This is a genomic window from Mucilaginibacter flavidus (assembly GCF_024055575.1).
In the GTDB taxonomy this organism is placed as follows: domain Bacteria; phylum Bacteroidota; class Bacteroidia; order Sphingobacteriales; family Sphingobacteriaceae; genus Mucilaginibacter; species Mucilaginibacter flavidus.
Genome location: NZ_JAMXOE010000007.1, coordinates 127,324 through 145,949, shown reverse-complemented (window position 1 = coordinate 145,949; position 18,626 = coordinate 127,324). Strand labels below are relative to the sequence as shown.

Genomic DNA, 18,626 nt, shown 5'->3' with positions numbered 1-18,626 from the left:
GATATAGTTCGTTAGCTTACAGGCTGCCAGGTCTTAAACAGACAGGCACCAATGAACTATTGAACCAATGAACTATTGAACCCCTCAGGCGGCTTAATTTTCCACCTTCGGTGAGACCATAGCCAGTATTCGGGTTTTTCTCTAATTAACTGTTCAAGGTACCTTACGTGTATTTCTGTTATCTCGTAAGGCTTGGTTTTTTCGGGTTCTTCAACCAAAGGCACAAAGGTATAAGTATAATGCCCTCTTTTTACTAAATCTATCCTATAAAATATAACCACGCTGTTTACAACTTTGGTCAATTTTTCAACACCGAGAAAAACCGCGGTGGGTTGGTTCAAAAATTCAATAAAGTATTTGGCATCCTCCCTCGTAGGTGTTTGGTCTGATGCCAGTACCGTAATGGTCAGTTCGTTTTTAAACTCAATCATTTTGCGCAGCGTTTGCCTCATGGAAATCATGGTAGCGCCAAACCTTGAGCGGGTCCGGTTAAAAAAGTCAGTAAAAACCTCGTTCGATTGCGGCTTGTAAACAATCATTCGCCTGCGGGTGGTTAAAAACCCAAAGCTCAAGCAAGCCATCTCCCAATTAGCATAGTGCCCCGCTGCGGCTATAATGCTTCTTCCCTGTCCGAAATAATGCTCCAGCATTTCCGGGTTGGTACATATCATCCTCTTCTCCACCGACTTCCGCGACATGCTAACCGACTTGATGCTTTCAATCATCAAATCGGCCATATACATAAAGTATTTTTTTTCTATCGCTTTGCGCTCTGTTTCCGTTTTTTCGGGGAACGAGTTGCGGAGGTTCTCCTGCACAACTTTGCGGCGGTAGCCTGTTATGTAGTAAAGTATTACGTAAAGCAGGTCGGCTATTAGGTATAAAAACCAAAAGGGAAGCAGCGAAACCAGGTATAAAAAGAATGTACCTAATCTTGAAAGCCCTTTTTTTATCATTATTTTCGTCCGATTTTTGGTACAAACATAAAATATATGATTGAAAAAGGCGCTGTGTTACCTATGTTTTATCTTCCGCCAGTAGAGTATTTTGTAAAATTGAATACTTATCGGGCCAATATCCTTATTGAAAAAGAAGAACATTTCCCTAAGCAAACTTACCGCAACCGTGCCAATGTTTATACACCAGATGGCGTGCTGGGGCTTACTGTACCTGTAATAAAGGGTTCAAAAAATCACACAAAAATTAAGGACATAAAAATAAGCTACGACTTCAACTGGCAGCGCCTGCACTGGCTTAGCCTGCAGGCCTGTTACCGTCGCTCGGCTTATTTTGAATATTATGAGGACGAACTGGCGCCTTTTTATGAAAAAAAGTTTGATTACCTTTTCGATTATAACGAGCAGCTTTTACAGTTTGTATTGAAGGCGATGAAAATGAAGATCGACTTTAAATATACTGATAGCTACGAAACTAACTACCCGGAACTCATAGACTACCGCGAATCAATTAACCCAAAACGGGAAACAGATTTCAACCAAATGGCGTACTTCCAAGTATTTGAAGACCGTAAAGGCTTTATCAAAAATTTAAGCATTGTTGATTTGCTGTTTAACCAGGGACCGCATTCTATAAACTACCTGTAAATCAACATCGTAATACCAATAATGGATAACAAACGAAAACTAAAATGGGCGAAGATCATACTATTTTTTGCGGCCCTTTACAACCTGTTTTGGGGTGCATTAATTTCGTTTCATCCGCAAATACTGCTGTTTGGCAATCCATCATCAGCCTTTGTCATTATTTTATTAAAATGCATCGGGATGCTGGTGGGCGTTTACGGCGTAGCCTATTATTTCGCCTCGAAAGACCCGGTGAGATATTGGCCGCTTATTTTTGTTGGGTTTTTAGGCAAGCTTTTAGGCCCGCCGGGGTCCATTTATTACGTTTGGCTGGGTGAGCTAAACCCGTCTTTTTTATGGGTAAATGTATTTAACGATTTGATTTGGCTATTTCCTTTCGGCTGGGTATTATACCAGGTTTGGAAAGGCAGATTAGGCGGTTTTAGAACACCGCCAAATTAAAAATAGCTTATTTAGGACAGCGTCCCTTAATGCAACATTAATGTTACGGTAATATATATAAACAAAAACCGCACAATTTTGTACCTACTTTTGCGGTTACTAATACGTGGTTACAAAAATGCAATTGTTTAAGTCGGCTATTGTTTTCTTCTGCTTCGCGGTGCTGATGTTGGTTGCCAAGCCGTTTATCGGTTTTAATTCTCTTGCAAACATTAACCACTTGAAACATTTAACTATCTGCGTAAAGGCGTTCACAAAACGCAAACAGGAGTATGTGGAAGATGGTAATTTTGATACAACTTTTGTTCAGAAAAAATTGGCTGAGCCGCTCGGCTTTGTTTTATTGCATTTTGCTGTACTGTTAGGTATAATTTTACCTTTTGCGTTTGCAGTGCAAAATTCATCCAACCGTATTTTACGAAGGCTGCAATTAAGCCTCTCTCCTGCACAGCCCTCGTACCTGCTCAACTGCAACCTTACTATTTGATATTCCGGAATTAATCATCCTGTGAAACCCTTATGCTTCTGGCTTCCGCCGATTGCATACATTATTCATTCGTAAATAATTTCTCAATTCAACATGTTAAGTTTAAGAAAGTGTTTGTGCATTTTGCCGATGTCTTTTATGACGATGGCTGCAACGGCACAGCAAACATCTCCAATAACTTTAAAACAACTGCTGAGCCAGGTAAGCCAAAAGGCACCTGCCCTGATTACCGATTCGGCAGCGATACTCATTAGGCAGGCGCAGGCCGTCGAAGTTAAAAACAGCTGGCTGCCCAATTTGAAGCTGAATTACCAGGCCGATGTAGGCACCAGCAATAACACCACAGGCCCCTACTTTGGCTTCGGCATTGTCCCTTCGAGTTCAGGCGGAGTACGCAATACCCGTGTAACCACGGCTGTTGGCGACAACCTCGGTATTGCCGCGTTCGATTGGGAAATATACAATTTTGGCAAATATGGCGCCCAGAATAAAGTGGCCAATTCTGACATAAAGGTTGAGCAAAACCAATTTGCCGAGTCTAAGTACCAGCTACAGGCCTATACCATCGGCAGTTATTTGCAACTGCTGCGTTTACAAGACTTTTTAAACATCCAGTATCGCAACATACAGCGAAATGAACAAATTCGGCGCTCCATACAGTCACTTGCAAAAAGCGGCGTTCGTGCCGGCGTCGATACCAGTATTGCCGAAGCCGAACTATCAAAAGCACGGTTAAATTATATCGAGTTAAAAAATCAACTTAAACAATTGCAACTGCGTGTGTCTGAAATAAGCGGACTGCCCTACCAGTCTATTGTGCCCGATACTACAGTTGAATTAAGCCTGATTAACCAGCCAACGGCCTACCTGTTTGCAGCTGATACCGCCAATCATCCGCTTATAAATTTCTATAAATCTGTTTACCAGGATAATCTTGAACGCGAAAACCTGGTTAAAAAGCTTTATAACCCTAAAATCTCGCTCAACGCGGCGGCTTGGGAGCGTGGATCAAGCATTAACGGGAACGGGCAGTACAACAACGTCTCAAACGGCTACGGGTTCGATAGGGGTAATTACCTGGTCGGGCTGGGCATATCATATAACTTGTTTGATTTACGGCGCAGGCAGTTAAAGCTAAGCACTCAAAAAGCCGCTACCAGCTATGCTATGAAAAACCTGGAGGAGCAAAAACAAGCGCTCGCACTTAGCGCCAGCCAAGCCGATGCCGAGATGGAAACGGCACTTGAACGCCTTAAGGAAATTCCCAAACAGCTAAAAGCAGCGAGCGATGGTTATCGCCAAAAACTATCGCTGTACAAAAGTGGGTTAACGGACATTATCGAGCTTAACGCAGCTCTAAATATCCTCTACCGCGCCGAAACCGATTTTATGCAGGCGAAATACGAGTACGCTAATGCGCTGTTCCAGAAGGCCATTACCCAAAACCAGGTAAATACAGTTTTAAACTTTTTAAAATAATCAACTATGTCAATGGTCACATCCGCACTTAAAAGGCCCATCACCGTAGTGGTGGTTACACTGAGCCTTTTGATTTTTGCAGTGCTAAGTGCAATAAATATCCCTATCGATATATTTCCTCAGTTAAACCTGCCCACTATATATGTAATTGAGTCGTACGGCGGTATGTCGCCGCAGCAGATGGAAGGTTTTTTCTCAACCCGTATGCAAGACCAGTTTTTGTATGTAAACGGTGTAAAAACCATCACCAGCAAAAATATACAAGGGTTAACACTGCTTAAATTAAGCTTTTACGAAAGCACCAATATGGCCGAAGCTTCCGCACAAGTTGCTTTACAGGTTAACCGCGCTATGAAATTTTTCCCGCCAGGTGCGCTTCCCCCTCAAGTTATACGTTTTGATGCGTCGTCGCTTCCGGTCGGTCAGTTGGTGATGTCCGCAAAGGGCCGCAGTCTTAAAGAAATTTATGACATGGCAGCAACACGTATCAGGCCACTCTTTTCAACCGTGCCCGGTTTATCAGCACCTCCCCCGTTTGGCGCCAACTCACGCTCCATAACCGTGAGTGTCGATCCCGCTAAGCTGCGCAGCTATAATTTAACAGCTGATGAAGTGGTTGAGGCGTTATCGAAGTTTAACGCCATGTCGCCATCAGGTAACCTGCGGCTAAATGACATTATGTTTACAACTACTGTTAACACCCTGGTGAAAAAATCTGAGGAGTTTGGCGACATCCCCATAAAAACAAAAAATGGCGTGCCAATTTATGTTAAAGATATAGCCCGGGTAGCTGATGCGTCAGATATTACGGTAGACTATGCACTCATTAACGGGAAGCGCTCGGTTTATATTCCAATCGTAAAAACCGCTGATGCTTCGACTTGGTCCGTAGTTCAAAGCCTGAAAAAGAAATTGCCGGAAATGCAAAGCCTGCTGCCCGATGATGTAAAAATATCTTATGAATTTGATCAATCTATATTCGTTGTGAATGCGGTGAAGAGCTTAATGACCGAAGGCGGCCTGGGTGCATTGCTTACAGGCCTAATGGTTTTGCTCTTCCTTCGCGATTTGCGCAGCAGTTTGGTTGTGGTAATAACTATTCCCGTATCCATATTAATCGGGGTTTTGTTGCTTAGCCTTTGCGGGCAAACTATCAACATCATGACGTTGAGCGGCCTTGCCCTTGCGATAGGCATATTGGTCGACCAGGCGACAGTTACGATTGAAAACATACACCAGCACCTGGAAATGGGCAAATCAAAAAAACAAGCTATTTATGATGCCTGCGAAGAGATTTCGTTCCCATTGTTGCTGATTTTGTTATGTATCCTGGCCGTGTTTGCCCCATCGTTCCTGATGAACGGCGTGCCGAAAGCCATGTTTTTACCGCTTTCGTTATCGATTGGTTTAACTATGATTGTGTCGTACCTGCTTGCACAAACCCTGGTGCCTATATTAAGCAACTGGATGATAAAAGCTGAGCGTTACCAGCATTATGAGCATGGAAAAGTACACGCCCATGCCGGCGAGGCCATGGACCGATCAGAAGAATTACAGGTTAACAGGCACCTCGAGAACGAAAAAAACGAGCCGGAGAAAAATGACTTTTTTGAAAAAGTTAAGTTGCGGTTTATAAAAATTTTAGAGCGCTGGATGCCGGCTAAACGTATAATTATACCGGTGTATCTTATTGCCGTTATTGCGTTGGCGGGTTTGTGTTTTGTGATTATCGGGAAAGACATGATGCCAAAGTTGAACAACGGGCAGTTTCAAATACGAATTAAAGAGCCGGACGGCACCCGCCTTGAACGAACCGAAGACGCAACCAAACAGGTGCTGCAGATAATTGATAAAACCGTGAAGCACCACGTTGATATATCATCAGCTTATGTCGGATTGATCCCGAGCAGTTATGGCAGCAGCAACCTCTATATTTTTAACACAGGCACCCACGAGGCGGTGCTGCAGGTACAAGTAGATGAAAGCTATAAAATGAATATGGATGAGCTGAAAGATGCTTTGCGAAAAAACATTACAGCAGCCTTACCCAATCTCCGCATAACTTTTGAGCCCATTGACATGACCGAAAAAATAATGAGCCAGGGGGCGTCTACCCAGATTGAAGTGCGGGTTGCCGGTAAGGATATGGATTCGATTGAAAATTATGCCAATCGTGTTGTTACCAGGCTTAAAAAAATTGATTACATGCGCGACGTTCAAATAGCCCAGCCATTAAAGGTGCCCGTTATTGCTATTACGCTCGACAGGCTCAAGGTAGCACAGTTTGGGCTGAATGTTACCGAAATTGGCCGCTCCGTTACAGCCAGCACCACCTCAAGCCGTTTTACCGAGAAGAACCAATGGCTTGACGAAGACAAGGCTTATACATACCAGGTGCAGGTGCAAATACCTGAATACGTAATGAATACTATGGACGAGCTAAAGGAAATCCCGTTGCTGAAAGGTAAAAGCAGTCCAACGCTTGCAGATGTTGCCAACTTTAAAGTCACCTACGCCCCTGGCGAGTATGACCGAACCGGCCCGCGCCGATTTTTAACCGTAAGCGCAAACATCTATAAAAAGGATTTAGGCACCGCCACAACCGCAGTACAAAAGATTTTGAAAGAGGTTGGCGCACCACCAAAGGGGGCCATTGCTGAAGTAAAAGGAATGTCGAGTTTGCTAACCGATACCTTCAGCAGCCTGCAAAACGGATTATTATTTGCGGTACTGGTAATATTCCTATTGCTGGCAGCTAATTACCAGTCGTTTAAACTATCGCTTACTGTACTTTGTACCATTCCTGCGGTAATATTAGGCTCATTAACAGCCTTGCTGCTTACCGGTTCAACACTTAACCTGCAATCGTACATGGGTATGATTATGAGCACCGGTGTATCTGTTGCTAACGCGATATTGATTGTTACCAACGGCGAATCGCTGCGACTGGAATACCGCGACGCTACCCGCGCGGCTATAACGAGTGCATCCATACGGTTGCGTCCCATATTAATGACCAGCTTCGCCATGATGGCGGGCATGGTGCCCATGGCATCAGGCATGGGCGAGGCTGGCGAACAAACGGCGCCGCTTGGTCGGGCGGTTATCGGCGGCTTATTCGCCTCAACAATTGCCGCCCTGTTTATATTGCCTATGGTATTTGCATGGGTACAAAATAAAACCACTTATAAATCACCATCGTTAATGCCCGATGAATCAACTGAAATACAACCAGCAACTCTATAAAATCATGAAAATTAAACTCATCATATTAGCCGGCTTAGCCTCATTATTTGCAGGCTGTTCAGGCAACCAAAAACCAGTCGACCTAACGTCAGCAGTTGGCAAAACAGCCACTAAATACCAGTTTGGCGCCATTGCCGAAAAAGCCTTGTCAACCACGGTAAGGTTGCCGGGGCAGTTAAATCCATATAATGAAGTCAATCTGTTCCCGAAAGTCAATGGCTTTGTTAAGAAAGTACTTGTAGACCGTGGCTCGATAGTAAAAAAAGGTCAGCTATTAATTACCCTCGAGGCGCCTGAAATGGAATCCCAGTTACAATCGGCTAATTCGCGTTATTTACAGGCAAAGGAAAATGCCCAGGCCAGCAAGGAAAAATACCAGCGGCTAAAAGAAGCAGCAGGTGAACCCGGTTCTGTATCCCCCCTCGATTTGGACAACGCCATCGCAAAAATGAAAGCCGATGATGCCATGGCCGAATCGGAACATTCAAACGTGGCCTCGGTAAAAACCATGCAGGGCTATTTAAATATTTATGCGCCCTTCGATGGTATGATTATCCAGCGCAACGTATCTCCGGGCGCGTTGGTTGCCCCCGGCAAATCCACCGACCAACCAATGCTTATTTTGCAGGACATCAGCAAGCTGCGACTGGAAGTTTTTATCCCGGAAAATTACGTGGATAAAGTTGATTTAAAACAGCCGGTAGCTTTTACCTTCAATGCCATGCCCGGCCAAACCCAAACTGCCCGGATAAGCCGCTCGGCTAATGCATTAAGCAGTATGCGAAGCGAGGCAATAGAAATCGACGTGATCAACAAAAACAAGCAACTTAAACCGGGCATGTATGCCGAAGTCAAAATACCCATGCTATCAGGTGCCAAATCAATGCTGGTTCCCAATACCGCTATTGTGCGCTCTACCGAACGGGAGTATTTAGTGACTGTGGCCGGCGGCAAAGCAACGCTTGTTGATATTAAAGAGGGCCTTGCAAGTCACGATTCAACCGAGGTTTTTGGAAAAATGAAGCCTGGCGATAAAATTGTACTACATGCTTCAGACGAAATTAAAGACGGTGAAGCATTAAATGAATAACATGGAGGATATTGAATCTTTTTCGACAAAGTTGCGGCGGATAGCACGCCTATATACCGTATCACTGTCCAACTTATTAAACAACTTTGATATTAATAAGTATTTTGATGTGCTTTTGATTTTAGCACGGCAAAATCAGCCGGTTACACAAAAACAACTTGCTGCAAGTATGCATATCGATAAATCGCGCATAGTGGCCATGCTCCGGTACTTGCAGCAGAAGCAATATGTTGATATAGAGAAAAATCCTAAGGACCGACGGCAACATTTTGTAAAGCTATCGGCAAAAGGTGCAAAAAGCATTCCGCGTATTAATGAAGCATTGATTGAAAACGACAGAATAATCAGCAGTAACATCAAAGAAAATGAATTTGAAAGCTGTCTTTTTACATTGTCAATTATCGAAAAAAGCCTTATCAATGTGGTATAAATAAGTAAAACAGCATCGCTACAACTCTTTAAACCGGCAAATGGTTAACATTTGTCGGTTTTTTATTTACCTATAAATCAATTATTTATAATACTTATTACAATTTAGAAGAATTAATTCTTGTTAAATATTTGCGATATAAAATATTCGCTATATCTTTACACTACTAAATAGGTAGACATTATAGAATTAAAACAAACAATGAAAACTTTAAAGCATTATTTGCTAACCTTTATTTTCACTCGTCATTATCATTACACCCCACAATATTGTATGTGTTGTTGCTGTTGATCCTAAGTCCCTCAAACACATAACTAATATTTTTTAATCACAATTTTCCCGAGAAAAACTTAAAATGAAATTACCTTACGTAATTGCAACTGCACTTGTATTGAGTGTGCTTTTCAGCGCCATTAATGTTAAAGCGCAGCAAAATGAAGACCTTTTAAATCTCTTAATAAAAAAGAATTTACTCAGCCAGCAGGAGGCGGACTCCATTCGTGCCGACCAGGCTATAAAAGAACAGGCAAAAAAAGACAAAGCGGCCAACCAGCATGGGATATCCCTGGGTAAGGCACTACAGATAAGTGGCCTGGTACAGGCCCGCTACCAGGGCTTTGCGCAAAAAGGAGTTAACAATGCCTTCGACTTAAGACGTGTACGTCTTGACCTTAGGGGCGAAGTTTCTCCCAATTGGTCGTATGATGTGTATACGGAATTTGGAGGCACAGGAGTAAAACTGGTAGATGCATTTGTAGCTTACAAAGTCGGCGACTTCCTTAAATTTTCTGCCGGTCAGTTTAAGATACCATTTTCTGTTGAAAGCTTAACATCAGACTCACAACTTGAATTCTCCGACCGTTCGCAAGTTGTTGAGTCGCTAGTATCCCGTACCAAAGATGTTATCGGTAACTCAAATGGTCGCGACATTGGCATCCAGGTAAACGGCAGCTTTGCAAAAAACGACGACTATTACCTTTTTGACTACTCTTTGGGGGTGTTTAATGGCGCAGGCTACGATGTTACAACCGATAATAACAACCACAAAGATGTTGGCGGCAGGTTAACTGTTCACCCGGTTAAAAACCTGGCGGTATCTGCAAATTTCTATAGTGGCATTGGTAATTACGGCACCCCGGCAGCCGACCACAAACGCAACCGCACCGGTTTCGATGCAAGATATGTGCTTAACGGGCTGTCGCTCACCGCTGAATACGATAAAGGCGCCGATGGCATTATCCAAAAAAGCGGCTGGTACGCACAGGTTGCATACTATGTAATCCCTAAAAAATTACAGCTGGCTGCCAAATATGATACTTATGACCCTAACAAATCGGTATTAACCGACAAATCGAACTGGTACATAGGCGGCTTCAATTATTACTTTAACGATTGGACAAGATTAACAATTGACTACAGCATTCGCAGGGAACAGGTAACACAAATTAAAAACGACTTACTTAACGCGCAGTTGCAAATAGTTTTCTAAAATAAATTATTATGAAAAACAAATTATTCACAAGGCAGACACTGATAGTCGCTATAGCTTTACTATCGGTAACCATAGGAGGCTCATCGTTTATACCCGGCAGTGCAAAACCGGCAGATGATCTGCAAGGAACAATCAGCATATCAGGCGCATTTGCCCTTTATCCCATTACTGTAAAATGGGCAGACGAGTTTAAAAAACTGCACCCAAATGTAAAGTTTAATATTTCAGCGGGTGGTGCAGGCAAAGGCATTACCGATGCTTTATCAGGCCTGGTTGATATCGGCCTTGCTTCAAGGGACATCGACCCGGCTGAAGTTAAAAAAGGCGCATACACCATTTATGTAACGAAAGATGCGGTACTGCCAACGTTTAATACTGCAAACCCCAACGCTACGGCGTTGCTTGCCAAAGGCGTTAAACGCGAGCAGTTTTTAAATGTATTTGTTACCGGCAACATCAAAAACTGGAACCAGCTTGCAGGGAAAGTATCCGTACCCATCCACGTTTACAATCGCTCGGATGCTGCCGGTGCAGGTGAAACCTGGGCCAAGTACTTCGGCAAAAAGCAGGAAGACTTGCTTGGTGTAGGCGTTTATGGCGACCCGGGAGTTGCACAGGCCGTTAAAAAAGATGTAACCGCCATAGGCTACAACAACATTGCCTACCTGTACGATTTAAAAACACGCAAACAGGTTGATGGTGTACATGCCCTGCCTATAGATGTAAACGGCAACGGTAAAATAGATGCCGACGAAAATTTTTATGATACGGTTGACCATTTGACCGATGCTATAGCGGCCGGCAAATACCCTTCGCCCCCAGCGCGCAATCTTGGCTTTTTATTTAAGGGCAAGCCAAAGAAAAAAGAACTGGTTGAGTTTGTAAAATTTGTATTAACCCAGGGCCAAAAAGATGTTGACGCCAACGGCTACATAGCCCTTTCAAAAACCAAAATACAGGAGGAACTGAAGAAAGTTGATTAGGTGGCTGGTTGATTGAGTTGATTAAGTTTTGCTGCTTTTTCAACTTAATCAACCTAATCCAACTTAATCAACTCAATCAACTAAAAATGAATTTTCGACTACTCAAAGATAAGATCCTCTCGAAACTGATGCTGGTGTTTACGCTGGCATCAGTTTCGTTATTATTGGTCATCGGTATCGGCTTATACTATAAATCCATCCCGATAATACAGCGATTGGGCTGGACCGAACTGATAACTACAAGTGTATGGAAACCATTGAAAGGCCTGTTCGGCTTTTTCCCGTTTATAATGGGAACGTTGTGGGTAACTGCAATTGCCATCATCATAGCGTTGCCTTTGTGCCTGCTTACGGCATTATACATTGTTGAATATGCCCCCGCCAGGATAAAACGCATCCTCACCCCTTTTGTAAATTTACTGTCGGGCATACCGCCGGTTATTTTTGGCGTTTGGGGCGTGTTGTTTATCATCCCGCTTATCCAGGTGCATATTGCCCCGCATTTTGTTGAGTTTTCAACGGGTTATAGCGTGCTGGCAGGTGGAATCGTTTTGGCGGTAATGATATTTCCGCTGATTGTTAGCATTATTAGCGAAGTGTTGCGTACAATCCCCCAGGAACTGAAAGATGCATCGCTTGCCCTTGGCGCCACCAAGTGGGAAACCATAAAAAAGGTGATACTGCGGAAAGCTTTGCCAGGAATAGTCGCAGCCACGGTGCTCGCCATATCGCGCGCCTTTGGCGAAACCATAGCTGTCTTAATGGTTTGTGGTAATAATGCTATCGTGCCACATTCTGTTTTCGATACGGGTTATCCATTGCCCGCACTTATTGCCAATAACTATGGCGAGATGCTTTCCATCCCCTCGTACGATTCGGCGCTGATGTTTGCGGCCCTGCTGCTTTTCATTATTATTTTACTGTTTAATATTATCTCGAGGGTGATACTTGCCCGACTCGAAAGGAGACTGGCCGCATGAGAAAACGAAAATTTGAAGAACTATTTTTCCGTGTGCTGATGATATTGGCCACCATCATTGTATCAGGCAGTTTTTTCCTGATAGTTGGCACCATATTTTTTAAAGGCCTTCCTTACATGAATTGGGATATGATTACCAAAACACCTGGTGGCGGCTTTTACATTGGTAAAGAAGGGGGTATTTTAAACGCCATTATTGGCTCGTTTTATGTTGCCGGTGGCGCTACAGTTCTAGGGCTTATCATCAGTATCCCCGTTGCTATATTCATTAATTTATATATGGATGGCAAGCGTTTGCTGTCGAACACCATCCGAATGGCGTTTGACGTGCTGTTTGGCATCCCATCAATAGTTTACGGTGCGTTCGGCTTCCTTATAATGGTTTACTTTGGTATCAGGGCTTCGTTGCTCGGTGGTATCATCGCTGTTACGCTGCTGGTTATCCCAATATTGGTGCGTACGCTTGATGAAGTTATCCGCACTGTACCGTTTGAACTAAGGGATGCTACATTATCTCTTGGCGCAACCCGTTTGGAAACCGCTAAGGTTGTTTTGCGGCAAATAAGGCCGGGAATATTTACCGCGATATTGCTGTCCTTCGGCAGGGCGATTGGAGATGTTGCCTCTGTATTGTTTACTGCGGGTTTTAGTGATAATATACCCACATCCTTACATGAACCAGCCGCTACCCTTCCACTGGCCATATTTTTCCAGTTGGGCAGCCCTGTGGAAGAAGTGCAGGGGCGCGGCTATGCTTCTGCCTTGATACTAACTATCATCGTACTGATCATTACCGTATTGGCAGATATACTAATTAAAAAATTCTCGAAACACAAAATTTAAAATGACCAAGACCCCGCATATAAGCGTACAACATTTGGATGTGCACATTGGCGCGCAACATATTTTAAAGGATATCAATATCAATATCCCTGATAAAAAAGTAACCTCTATCATCGGCCCATCGGGTTGCGGAAAAACCACATTGCTAAAATCCTTCAACCGGCTTTGGGACAATACGGCCGATGTAAAAATCACCGGCAAGGTATTGGTTGATGGCGAGGACATTTATGCCCCCGATGCCGAAGTAACCCGCATCCGCAAAAAAATGGGTTTGCTTTCGCAACGACCCTATCCCCTGCCGATGTCTATTTACGATAACGTGGCCTACGGGCCGCGCATACACGGCATCCGCAAAAAACAGGTGCTCGATCAGTTAGTTGAAGAGCAATTAAAAGCAACCGGCCTGTGGAACGAAGTTAAGGACAGGCTGAATGCTTCAGCAACCCGCCTGTCTATCGGTCAGCAGCAGCGTTTGTGCCTGGCCCGCGGCCTTGCGGTAGGCCCGGAAATTATTTTAGGTGATGAATCTACTTCAGCCCTCGACCCGGTTTCGACTGCTATTATTGAAGATTTATTTATCAGCCTCAAAGAGAAATATTCCATTGTTTTGGTAACTCACATCCTAAGGCAGGCACGCCGCGTTTCCGATTATATCATCTTTGTTTATATGGGTAAGATAATTGAGTTTGGCCCCACCGAAGAAGTTTTGTTAAATCCGAAAGAAGAATTGACGAAAGAATATGTGAAAGGGTATATTAGTTGAGCTCGTAAGTAATATTTATTGACCCTGCAAGGTTTAAATAGGCTGATGCCGGGCCACCACCACGCGTCATCGCAAATGAAAAACATATCAAAAAAGCACAAAACCAATATAAATTCAATCAAAAAAATACAAAAATTAGTCAATTACATATAAAAACCATATAAATTATATAAAAATCACACTAAAACAACAACACCTCCCACACTTTCGCCGTATATTGCACCATTTATTATCAAAATGACCTATAATTACCAAAGAATCATCATAAAAATTGGCTCGAACGTATTAACCCAGCCGGATGGTTTACCCGATTTAAACCGCATCAATCACCTGGTTGAACAGATTGCAAAAATAAAACGGCAGGGAATCGAAGTGGTGCTGGTGTCATCAGGTGCCGTTGCTTCCGGCAAAAGTTTAATCTCCATTTCCGAAAAATTTGATGCTATAGCTACCCGGCAATTATTCGCCTCAATCGGCCAGGTTAAGCTGATCAACACCTACGCCCAGCAGTTTGAAAAATATAATATCCTTTGCTCGCAGGTGCTGGTAACCAAAGAGGACTTCCGCGACAGGCTGCATTACCTCAACATGAAAAACTGCCTGAAGATATTGCTGCAGCACCATGTTATCCCGGTTGTAAACGAAAATGATGTGGTATCGGTTACTGAACTAATGTTTACCGACAACGACGAATTGGCCGGCTTGATTGCCTCGATGCTTAACGCCCATGCATTAATTGTTTTAACGAACGTAGACGGGATCTATGACGGTAACCCCAATATTGATGGTACCAAAGTGATTGAAGAGGTCAACGGCAAAAATATCGACTTTGCTTCATTTGTAAGCAGCAGCCGTTCGCAGTTTGGCCGTGGGGGGATGATAACCAAATCCACCATGGCACAAAAGGTGGCACAGCTGGGTATTGCTGTGCATATTGCCAATGGCACCCGCGAAAATATTTTGCTGGATGTTTTGGCTGATAAAATAGCCCATACCTATTTTGTTCCCAATAAGTCAGCGTCCGGCAAAAAGAAATGGATTGCCCATGCAGGTAATTACGCAAAAGGGATTGTACAGGTAAATGCAGGCGCTAAGGCAGCGCTAACATCTGCAAAGGCATCAAGCCTGCTGCCTGTAGGTGTTATCAATATAATTTCCCCGTTTAAAAAAGGAGAAATTATCAAGCTGATTGACGAAAATGATAGACCAATCGGTCTGGGCATAGCCGAATATGGCTCCGAACGTGCGGTTGAATTTATCGGTCAAAAAAATCAAAAAGCATTGATACATTATGACTACCTTTATTTAGAATGTTGAAGAACTACGCTACTTATTTCGAAAACGCAAAAGCAGCAAGCGGCAAAATCATAGCTCCAACTGTTGTTAACCAGGTTTTAACCGACCTTGCAGCTGCAGCTATTGCCAAAACCGAATACCTGCTGACAGAAAATCAAAAGGATCTGGACCGGATGGACCGTAAAGACCCCAAATACGACCGTTTGACGCTCACTGCTGATCGTATTACCGAAATAGCCATAGAAATAAAAAATGTCGCTTCCCTGGAGACGCCACTTGGCCATGTATTTTCAGAAAAAACCATGCCGAATGGCCTGCATATTACAAAGGTGCGTGTACCGCTTGGCGTTGTCGGCGTAATTTACGAGGCCCGGCCGAATGTAACTTTTGACGTCTTTTCGTTATGCTTTAAAACCGGGAATGTTTGTATTTTAAAAGGAGGCAGCGATGCGCATTATTCAAACAAAGCTATCATTTCTATCATAAAAGATGTTTTATTGAGTCATAGTATCGACGTTAATGTGGCCACTCTGTTGCCGGCCGAACGCGAAGCGAGCGATGCCCTGTTAAAGGCAACAGGTTACGTTGATGTACTGATACCGCGTGGCAGCCAGCAGTTAATTGAACACGTGCGTAATAACAGCAAAGTACCTGTAATTGAAACCGGGGCGGGTATAGTACACACTTATTTTGATGAATTTGGCGATGCTAAAAAAGGCGCCAATATTATATGCAACGCTAAAACCCGCCGGGTAAGCGTATGCAACGCACTTGATTGTTTAATTGTGCATTTCACCCGACTGCGGGATTTGCCGACGCTTGTAAAGCAACTGGGCGAAAAAAAAGTATCTATCTATGCGGATAAAACCGCATTTACCATATTAAAAGGCCATTATCCTGATGGCTGCTTAAACCACGCTAAACCCGAACATTTTGGCACTGAGTTTTTGGCGATGCGTATGTCACTTAAAATTGTAGAGAGTTTCGGGGAAGCCCTGGAACATATCAAAAAATACGGATCAAAGCACAGCGAGGCTATTATATCAGAAGATGCTGAACATATAGAAACATTTTTAAACGAAGTTGATGCTGCTGCAGTATATGTAAATGCCTCAACAGCGTTTACCGATGGCGCACAGTTTGGCCTCGGTGCCGAAATTGGTATCAGCACCCAAAAGCTGCATGCCCGCGGGCCGATGGGGCTGGAAGAATTAACGAGCTATAAATGGGTGGTACGCGGAAACGGCCAAGTAAGGCCCTGATTTTTCGTAGAGACGCAATATTTTGCGTCTTATAAAAGCGGCAGGTTTGGGTTACCTATTGCCAGATAGGTGTATAAAGAGAAAATGTGGGCTACCTGTCAACGGGAGACGCGATGCGTCGCGTCTCTACAACGGAAACCAAATTAACCTTCACATGAATTTCAAAAAAATCTTCAAAATCATTGGTCGCATATTGTTGGGTGTCATCGCCTTTATTGCGTTGTATGCGCTGGCAGCTTATACCCTGCCCAAAATAGTTGTCGATAAAGAAGCCAATAGCTCGCCCGATATTACCATTTACATCCATACTAATGGGGTGCATACCGATGTGGTTTTGCCTATCGCAAACAACCTTTGCGACTGGCGCAAGGATATTAAGTTCGAAAATACCATCAGTAAAGATACCACCGCAACCCTTGTTGCCTTTGGTTGGGGCGATAAAGGCTTTTATTTAAATACTCAAACCTGGGCGCAACTGAAATTCAGCGTCGCTTTTAAAGCTGCCTTTGCACTCAGCACATCAGCCATGCATACCACATTTTACAAAAACCTGCAGGAGGGCGATGATTGCAAAAAAATACTCATTAGCAACGAACAATACAGAAGACTGATAAAATATATCCGCTCCGGCTTTAAAACCGATTCAAATAATAATTTTGTCAACATAAAAACAAACGCTAATTACAATAATTACGATGCCTTTTATGAAGCCAAGGGCAAATACAACCTGTTTTACACCTGTAATACCTGGGCAAACAACGCATTGAAAGCCTGCGGTCAAAAAGCTTGCTTATGGACACCTTTTGATAAAGGGATCTTTAACCAGTATAAGTAATTCTTTTTGCTCCTTCCCAGATGCAGCGAGCCTCCCCGCTTGTTACCTATCGGCGGGAGACGCAACGTACTGGTGTCTACAAGAAATTTATTTTGCAGTCTTCTCCGATTTTTTAAAACTTCTGACGGCTATAACAGTACTTATCAGCATTAAAATTGATGCCAGCAAATACGGCGCTCCTGGAAAATGAATAGTTTTTGGGCTTTTGGTAAAGAAGAAAAACACATAGCTTAATAATAGAGGCCCCACTATCAGGCTGATGCTGTTTAATATGGCAAAGGCCCCCTGTAATTCGCCTTGCTCATTTTTGGCTACTTCATCTGTGGCAATCGCCTGCATTGCCGGCCCCGACAAGCCCCCCAGGCAATAAGGGATCATGAACAGGTAAAGCATCCATCCTTGGGATGCAAATGCTATAAGAGCCAAACCAATCGCATAAAAAATTAAACCCCAAACAATATTTTTTTGCTGACCAAACTTAGGAACAGTGTACCGGATCAAACCGCCCTGTATACCCACCAAAACCAATCCCACAAAAATCCCCAGTGTACCGACGCTGGCTGGTGTCCAGTTAAACTTTTCATAAAGATAGGTCGACAACAAATACTCCACAGCCTTTTGCGCTATATAGACAATGGCTGTGGCGGTTAACAGGCTGGCAAGTGCAGGGCGTTTTTTATATATCCGCAATAGCGATAAAAATGGATTAGCCCGCCCCCACTCAAATTTCCGGCGATATTTTGGCGCAAGCGATTCGGGTAAAACAAACAAGCCATAAAATCCATTAGCAAAAGCGAAGGCCGCGGCTGCCATAAAAGGCAGCCTTAAGTTAATCCCGCTCAAGTATGCGCCCAATGCTATCCCGAATATAAGCCCAACGGCTGATGCCGCGCCCACCAGGCCAAAGTTTGCGGCCCTTTTACTCCCGGTGCTTACATCGGCGATATAAGCCGTAGCCGTTGATGTGCTTGCACCGCAAATACCCGCTATGGTACGGCCTACAAATAGCCACAATATAGTGGGCGAGAAAGCCATAACCAGGTAATCAATACCGAAACCAAATAATGAAATCAGCAGAATTGGCCGGCGGCCGTACCTGTCACTAAGATTACCCATTACCGAGGCAAATGCAAACTGCATAGATGCATAAACGAAAGTTAACCAGCCAATATAGGTCGATGCTTTGCTTACATCGATATGCCCGAGCACCTGCAGCAACTTTGGCAACACGGGTATAATGATGCCCAAACCCAGCACATCGATAAAAATGGTTATAAAAATAAATCCAAGCGCTGCGTTTTTTTTGGGTTTTGCCATATTGTTAGTTCAATGTGAAAAGGATGAACCGGGGTAAAAGTTTTTATTTGGTGAAAATAGTCCGGAAAGTCGGAAAAAG

The 18,626-nt window shown here is 43.6% G+C and carries 17 protein-coding genes; 15 read left to right on the top strand and 2 right to left on the bottom strand.

Annotated elements, in window-relative coordinates; genetic code table 11:
- Window positions 1–56: 56 nt before the first annotated feature.
- Window positions 57–956: a lysophospholipid acyltransferase family protein gene (locus NAF19_RS13165; RefSeq protein ID WP_252790525.1), complete on the bottom strand. Its 900-nt coding sequence runs from the start codon at window positions 954–956 to the stop codon at window positions 57–59.
- A 36-nt stretch (window positions 957–992) separates the two neighbouring features.
- Here NAF19_RS13165 and NAF19_RS13160 point away from each other — a divergent pair, with 36 nt between their 5' ends.
- The 15 genes from NAF19_RS13160 (at window position 993) to NAF19_RS13090 (ending at window position 17,230) form a co-directional block, all read left to right on the top strand.
- Window positions 993–1,604: a WbqC family protein gene (locus NAF19_RS13160; RefSeq protein ID WP_252790524.1), complete on the top strand. Its 612-nt coding sequence runs from the start codon at window positions 993–995 to the stop codon at window positions 1,602–1,604.
- Window positions 1,605–1,625: 21 nt separating this feature from the next.
- A complete protein-coding gene (locus NAF19_RS13155) occupies window positions 1,626–2,045 on the top strand; it encodes a hypothetical protein (RefSeq protein ID WP_252790523.1) in 420 nt (139 codons plus the stop codon).
- A 118-nt stretch (window positions 2,046–2,163) separates the two neighbouring features.
- Window positions 2,164–2,532, top strand: a complete 369-nt coding sequence (locus NAF19_RS13150; RefSeq protein ID WP_252790522.1) for a hypothetical protein — start codon at window positions 2,164–2,166, stop codon at window positions 2,530–2,532.
- Window positions 2,533–2,676: 144 nt separating this feature from the next.
- Window positions 2,677–4,011: a TolC family protein gene (locus NAF19_RS13145; RefSeq protein ID WP_252790521.1), complete on the top strand. Its 1,335-nt coding sequence runs from the start codon at window positions 2,677–2,679 to the stop codon at window positions 4,009–4,011.
- A gap of 6 nt (window positions 4,012–4,017) precedes the next feature.
- The gene (locus tag NAF19_RS13140; protein WP_252790520.1) at window positions 4,018–7,257 is read left to right on the top strand and encodes an efflux RND transporter permease subunit; all 3,240 of its coding nucleotides are present in this window, start codon (window positions 4,018–4,020) and stop codon (window positions 7,255–7,257) included.
- A 4-nt stretch (window positions 7,258–7,261) separates the two neighbouring features.
- On the top strand, window positions 7,262–8,347 hold the full coding sequence (locus NAF19_RS13135; RefSeq protein WP_252790519.1) for an efflux RND transporter periplasmic adaptor subunit: 1,086 nt from the start codon (window positions 7,262–7,264) through the stop codon (window positions 8,345–8,347).
- Between the two features lies 1 nt (window position 8,348).
- Window positions 8,349–8,777 (top strand): MarR family winged helix-turn-helix transcriptional regulator, encoded by a 429-nt coding sequence (locus NAF19_RS13130; protein WP_252790518.1) that lies wholly within the window; start codon window positions 8,349–8,351, stop codon window positions 8,775–8,777.
- Window positions 8,778–9,132: 355 nt separating this feature from the next.
- Complete coding sequence (locus NAF19_RS13125) at window positions 9,133–10,266, top strand: porin (protein ID WP_252790517.1); 1,134 nt, start codon at window positions 9,133–9,135, stop codon at window positions 10,264–10,266.
- Between the two features lie 11 nt (window positions 10,267–10,277).
- Window positions 10,278–11,252, top strand: coding sequence for a PstS family phosphate ABC transporter substrate-binding protein (locus NAF19_RS13120; protein WP_252790516.1), 975 nt, complete (start codon window positions 10,278–10,280; stop codon window positions 11,250–11,252).
- A gap of 86 nt (window positions 11,253–11,338) precedes the next feature.
- Window positions 11,339–12,232 carry a phosphate ABC transporter permease subunit PstC gene (pstC, locus tag NAF19_RS13115; protein WP_252790514.1) on the top strand — a complete coding sequence of 298 codons (894 nt, stop codon included), beginning with the start codon at window positions 11,339–11,341 and terminating at the stop codon, window positions 12,230–12,232.
- Window positions 12,229–13,074, top strand: a complete 846-nt coding sequence (locus NAF19_RS13110) for a PstA family ABC transporter permease (protein WP_252790513.1) — start codon at window positions 12,229–12,231, stop codon at window positions 13,072–13,074. Before pstC ends, NAF19_RS13110 begins: the two co-directional genes overlap by 4 nt.
- Window position 13,075: 1 nt before the next feature.
- The gene (locus tag NAF19_RS13105; RefSeq protein WP_252790512.1) at window positions 13,076–13,837 is read left to right on the top strand and encodes a phosphate ABC transporter ATP-binding protein; all 762 of its coding nucleotides are present in this window, start codon (window positions 13,076–13,078) and stop codon (window positions 13,835–13,837) included.
- 237 nt (window positions 13,838–14,074) lie between these two features.
- Window positions 14,075–15,154, top strand: coding sequence for a glutamate 5-kinase (proB, locus tag NAF19_RS13100; RefSeq protein ID WP_252790511.1), 1,080 nt, complete (start codon window positions 14,075–14,077; stop codon window positions 15,152–15,154).
- Window positions 15,148–16,395: a glutamate-5-semialdehyde dehydrogenase gene (locus NAF19_RS13095; protein ID WP_252790510.1), complete on the top strand. Its 1,248-nt coding sequence runs from the start codon at window positions 15,148–15,150 to the stop codon at window positions 16,393–16,395. Before proB ends, NAF19_RS13095 begins: the two co-directional genes overlap by 7 nt.
- Before the next feature lie 154 nt (window positions 16,396–16,549).
- The gene (locus NAF19_RS13090) at window positions 16,550–17,230 is read left to right on the top strand and encodes a TIGR02117 family protein (protein WP_252790509.1); all 681 of its coding nucleotides are present in this window, start codon (window positions 16,550–16,552) and stop codon (window positions 17,228–17,230) included.
- 87 nt (window positions 17,231–17,317) lie between these two features.
- Here the strand turns inward: NAF19_RS13090 and NAF19_RS13085 are convergent, their stop codons facing one another.
- A complete protein-coding gene (locus tag NAF19_RS13085) occupies window positions 17,318–18,547 on the bottom strand; it encodes a TCR/Tet family MFS transporter (protein WP_252790508.1) in 1,230 nt (409 codons plus the stop codon).
- Between the last annotated feature and the right edge of the window lie 79 nt (window positions 18,548–18,626).

Coding starts and splice junctions, on each gene's coding strand:
- NAF19_RS13090 (WP_252790509.1), top strand. CDS start 16,550: ATGAATTTCAAAAAAATCTTCAAAATCATTGGTCGCATATTGTTGGGT.
- NAF19_RS13110 (WP_252790513.1), top strand. CDS start 12,229: ATGAGAAAACGAAAATTTGAAGAACTATTTTTCCGTGTGCTGATGATA.
- NAF19_RS13145 (WP_252790521.1), top strand. CDS start 2,677: ATGGCTGCAACGGCACAGCAAACATCTCCAATAACTTTAAAACAACTG.
- proB (WP_252790511.1), top strand. CDS start 14,075: ATGACCTATAATTACCAAAGAATCATCATAAAAATTGGCTCGAACGTA.
- NAF19_RS13150 (WP_252790522.1), top strand. CDS start 2,164: ATGCAATTGTTTAAGTCGGCTATTGTTTTCTTCTGCTTCGCGGTGCTG.
- NAF19_RS13105 (WP_252790512.1), top strand. CDS start 13,076: ATGACCAAGACCCCGCATATAAGCGTACAACATTTGGATGTGCACATT.
- NAF19_RS13165 (WP_252790525.1), bottom strand. CDS start 956: ATGATAAAAAAAGGGCTTTCAAGATTAGGTACATTCTTTTTATACCTG.
- NAF19_RS13140 (WP_252790520.1), top strand. CDS start 4,018: ATGTCAATGGTCACATCCGCACTTAAAAGGCCCATCACCGTAGTGGTG.
- NAF19_RS13135 (WP_252790519.1), top strand. CDS start 7,262: ATGAAAATTAAACTCATCATATTAGCCGGCTTAGCCTCATTATTTGCA.
- NAF19_RS13120 (WP_252790516.1), top strand. CDS start 10,278: ATGAAAAACAAATTATTCACAAGGCAGACACTGATAGTCGCTATAGCT.
- pstC (WP_252790514.1), top strand. CDS start 11,339: ATGAATTTTCGACTACTCAAAGATAAGATCCTCTCGAAACTGATGCTG.
- NAF19_RS13085 (WP_252790508.1), bottom strand. CDS start 18,547: ATGGCAAAACCCAAAAAAAACGCAGCGCTTGGATTTATTTTTATAACC.
- NAF19_RS13160 (WP_252790524.1), top strand. CDS start 993: ATGATTGAAAAAGGCGCTGTGTTACCTATGTTTTATCTTCCGCCAGTA.
- NAF19_RS13125 (WP_252790517.1), top strand. CDS start 9,133: ATGAAATTACCTTACGTAATTGCAACTGCACTTGTATTGAGTGTGCTT.
- NAF19_RS13155 (WP_252790523.1), top strand. CDS start 1,626: ATGGATAACAAACGAAAACTAAAATGGGCGAAGATCATACTATTTTTT.
- NAF19_RS13095 (WP_252790510.1), top strand. CDS start 15,148: ATGTTGAAGAACTACGCTACTTATTTCGAAAACGCAAAAGCAGCAAGC.
- NAF19_RS13130 (WP_252790518.1), top strand. CDS start 8,349: ATGGAGGATATTGAATCTTTTTCGACAAAGTTGCGGCGGATAGCACGC.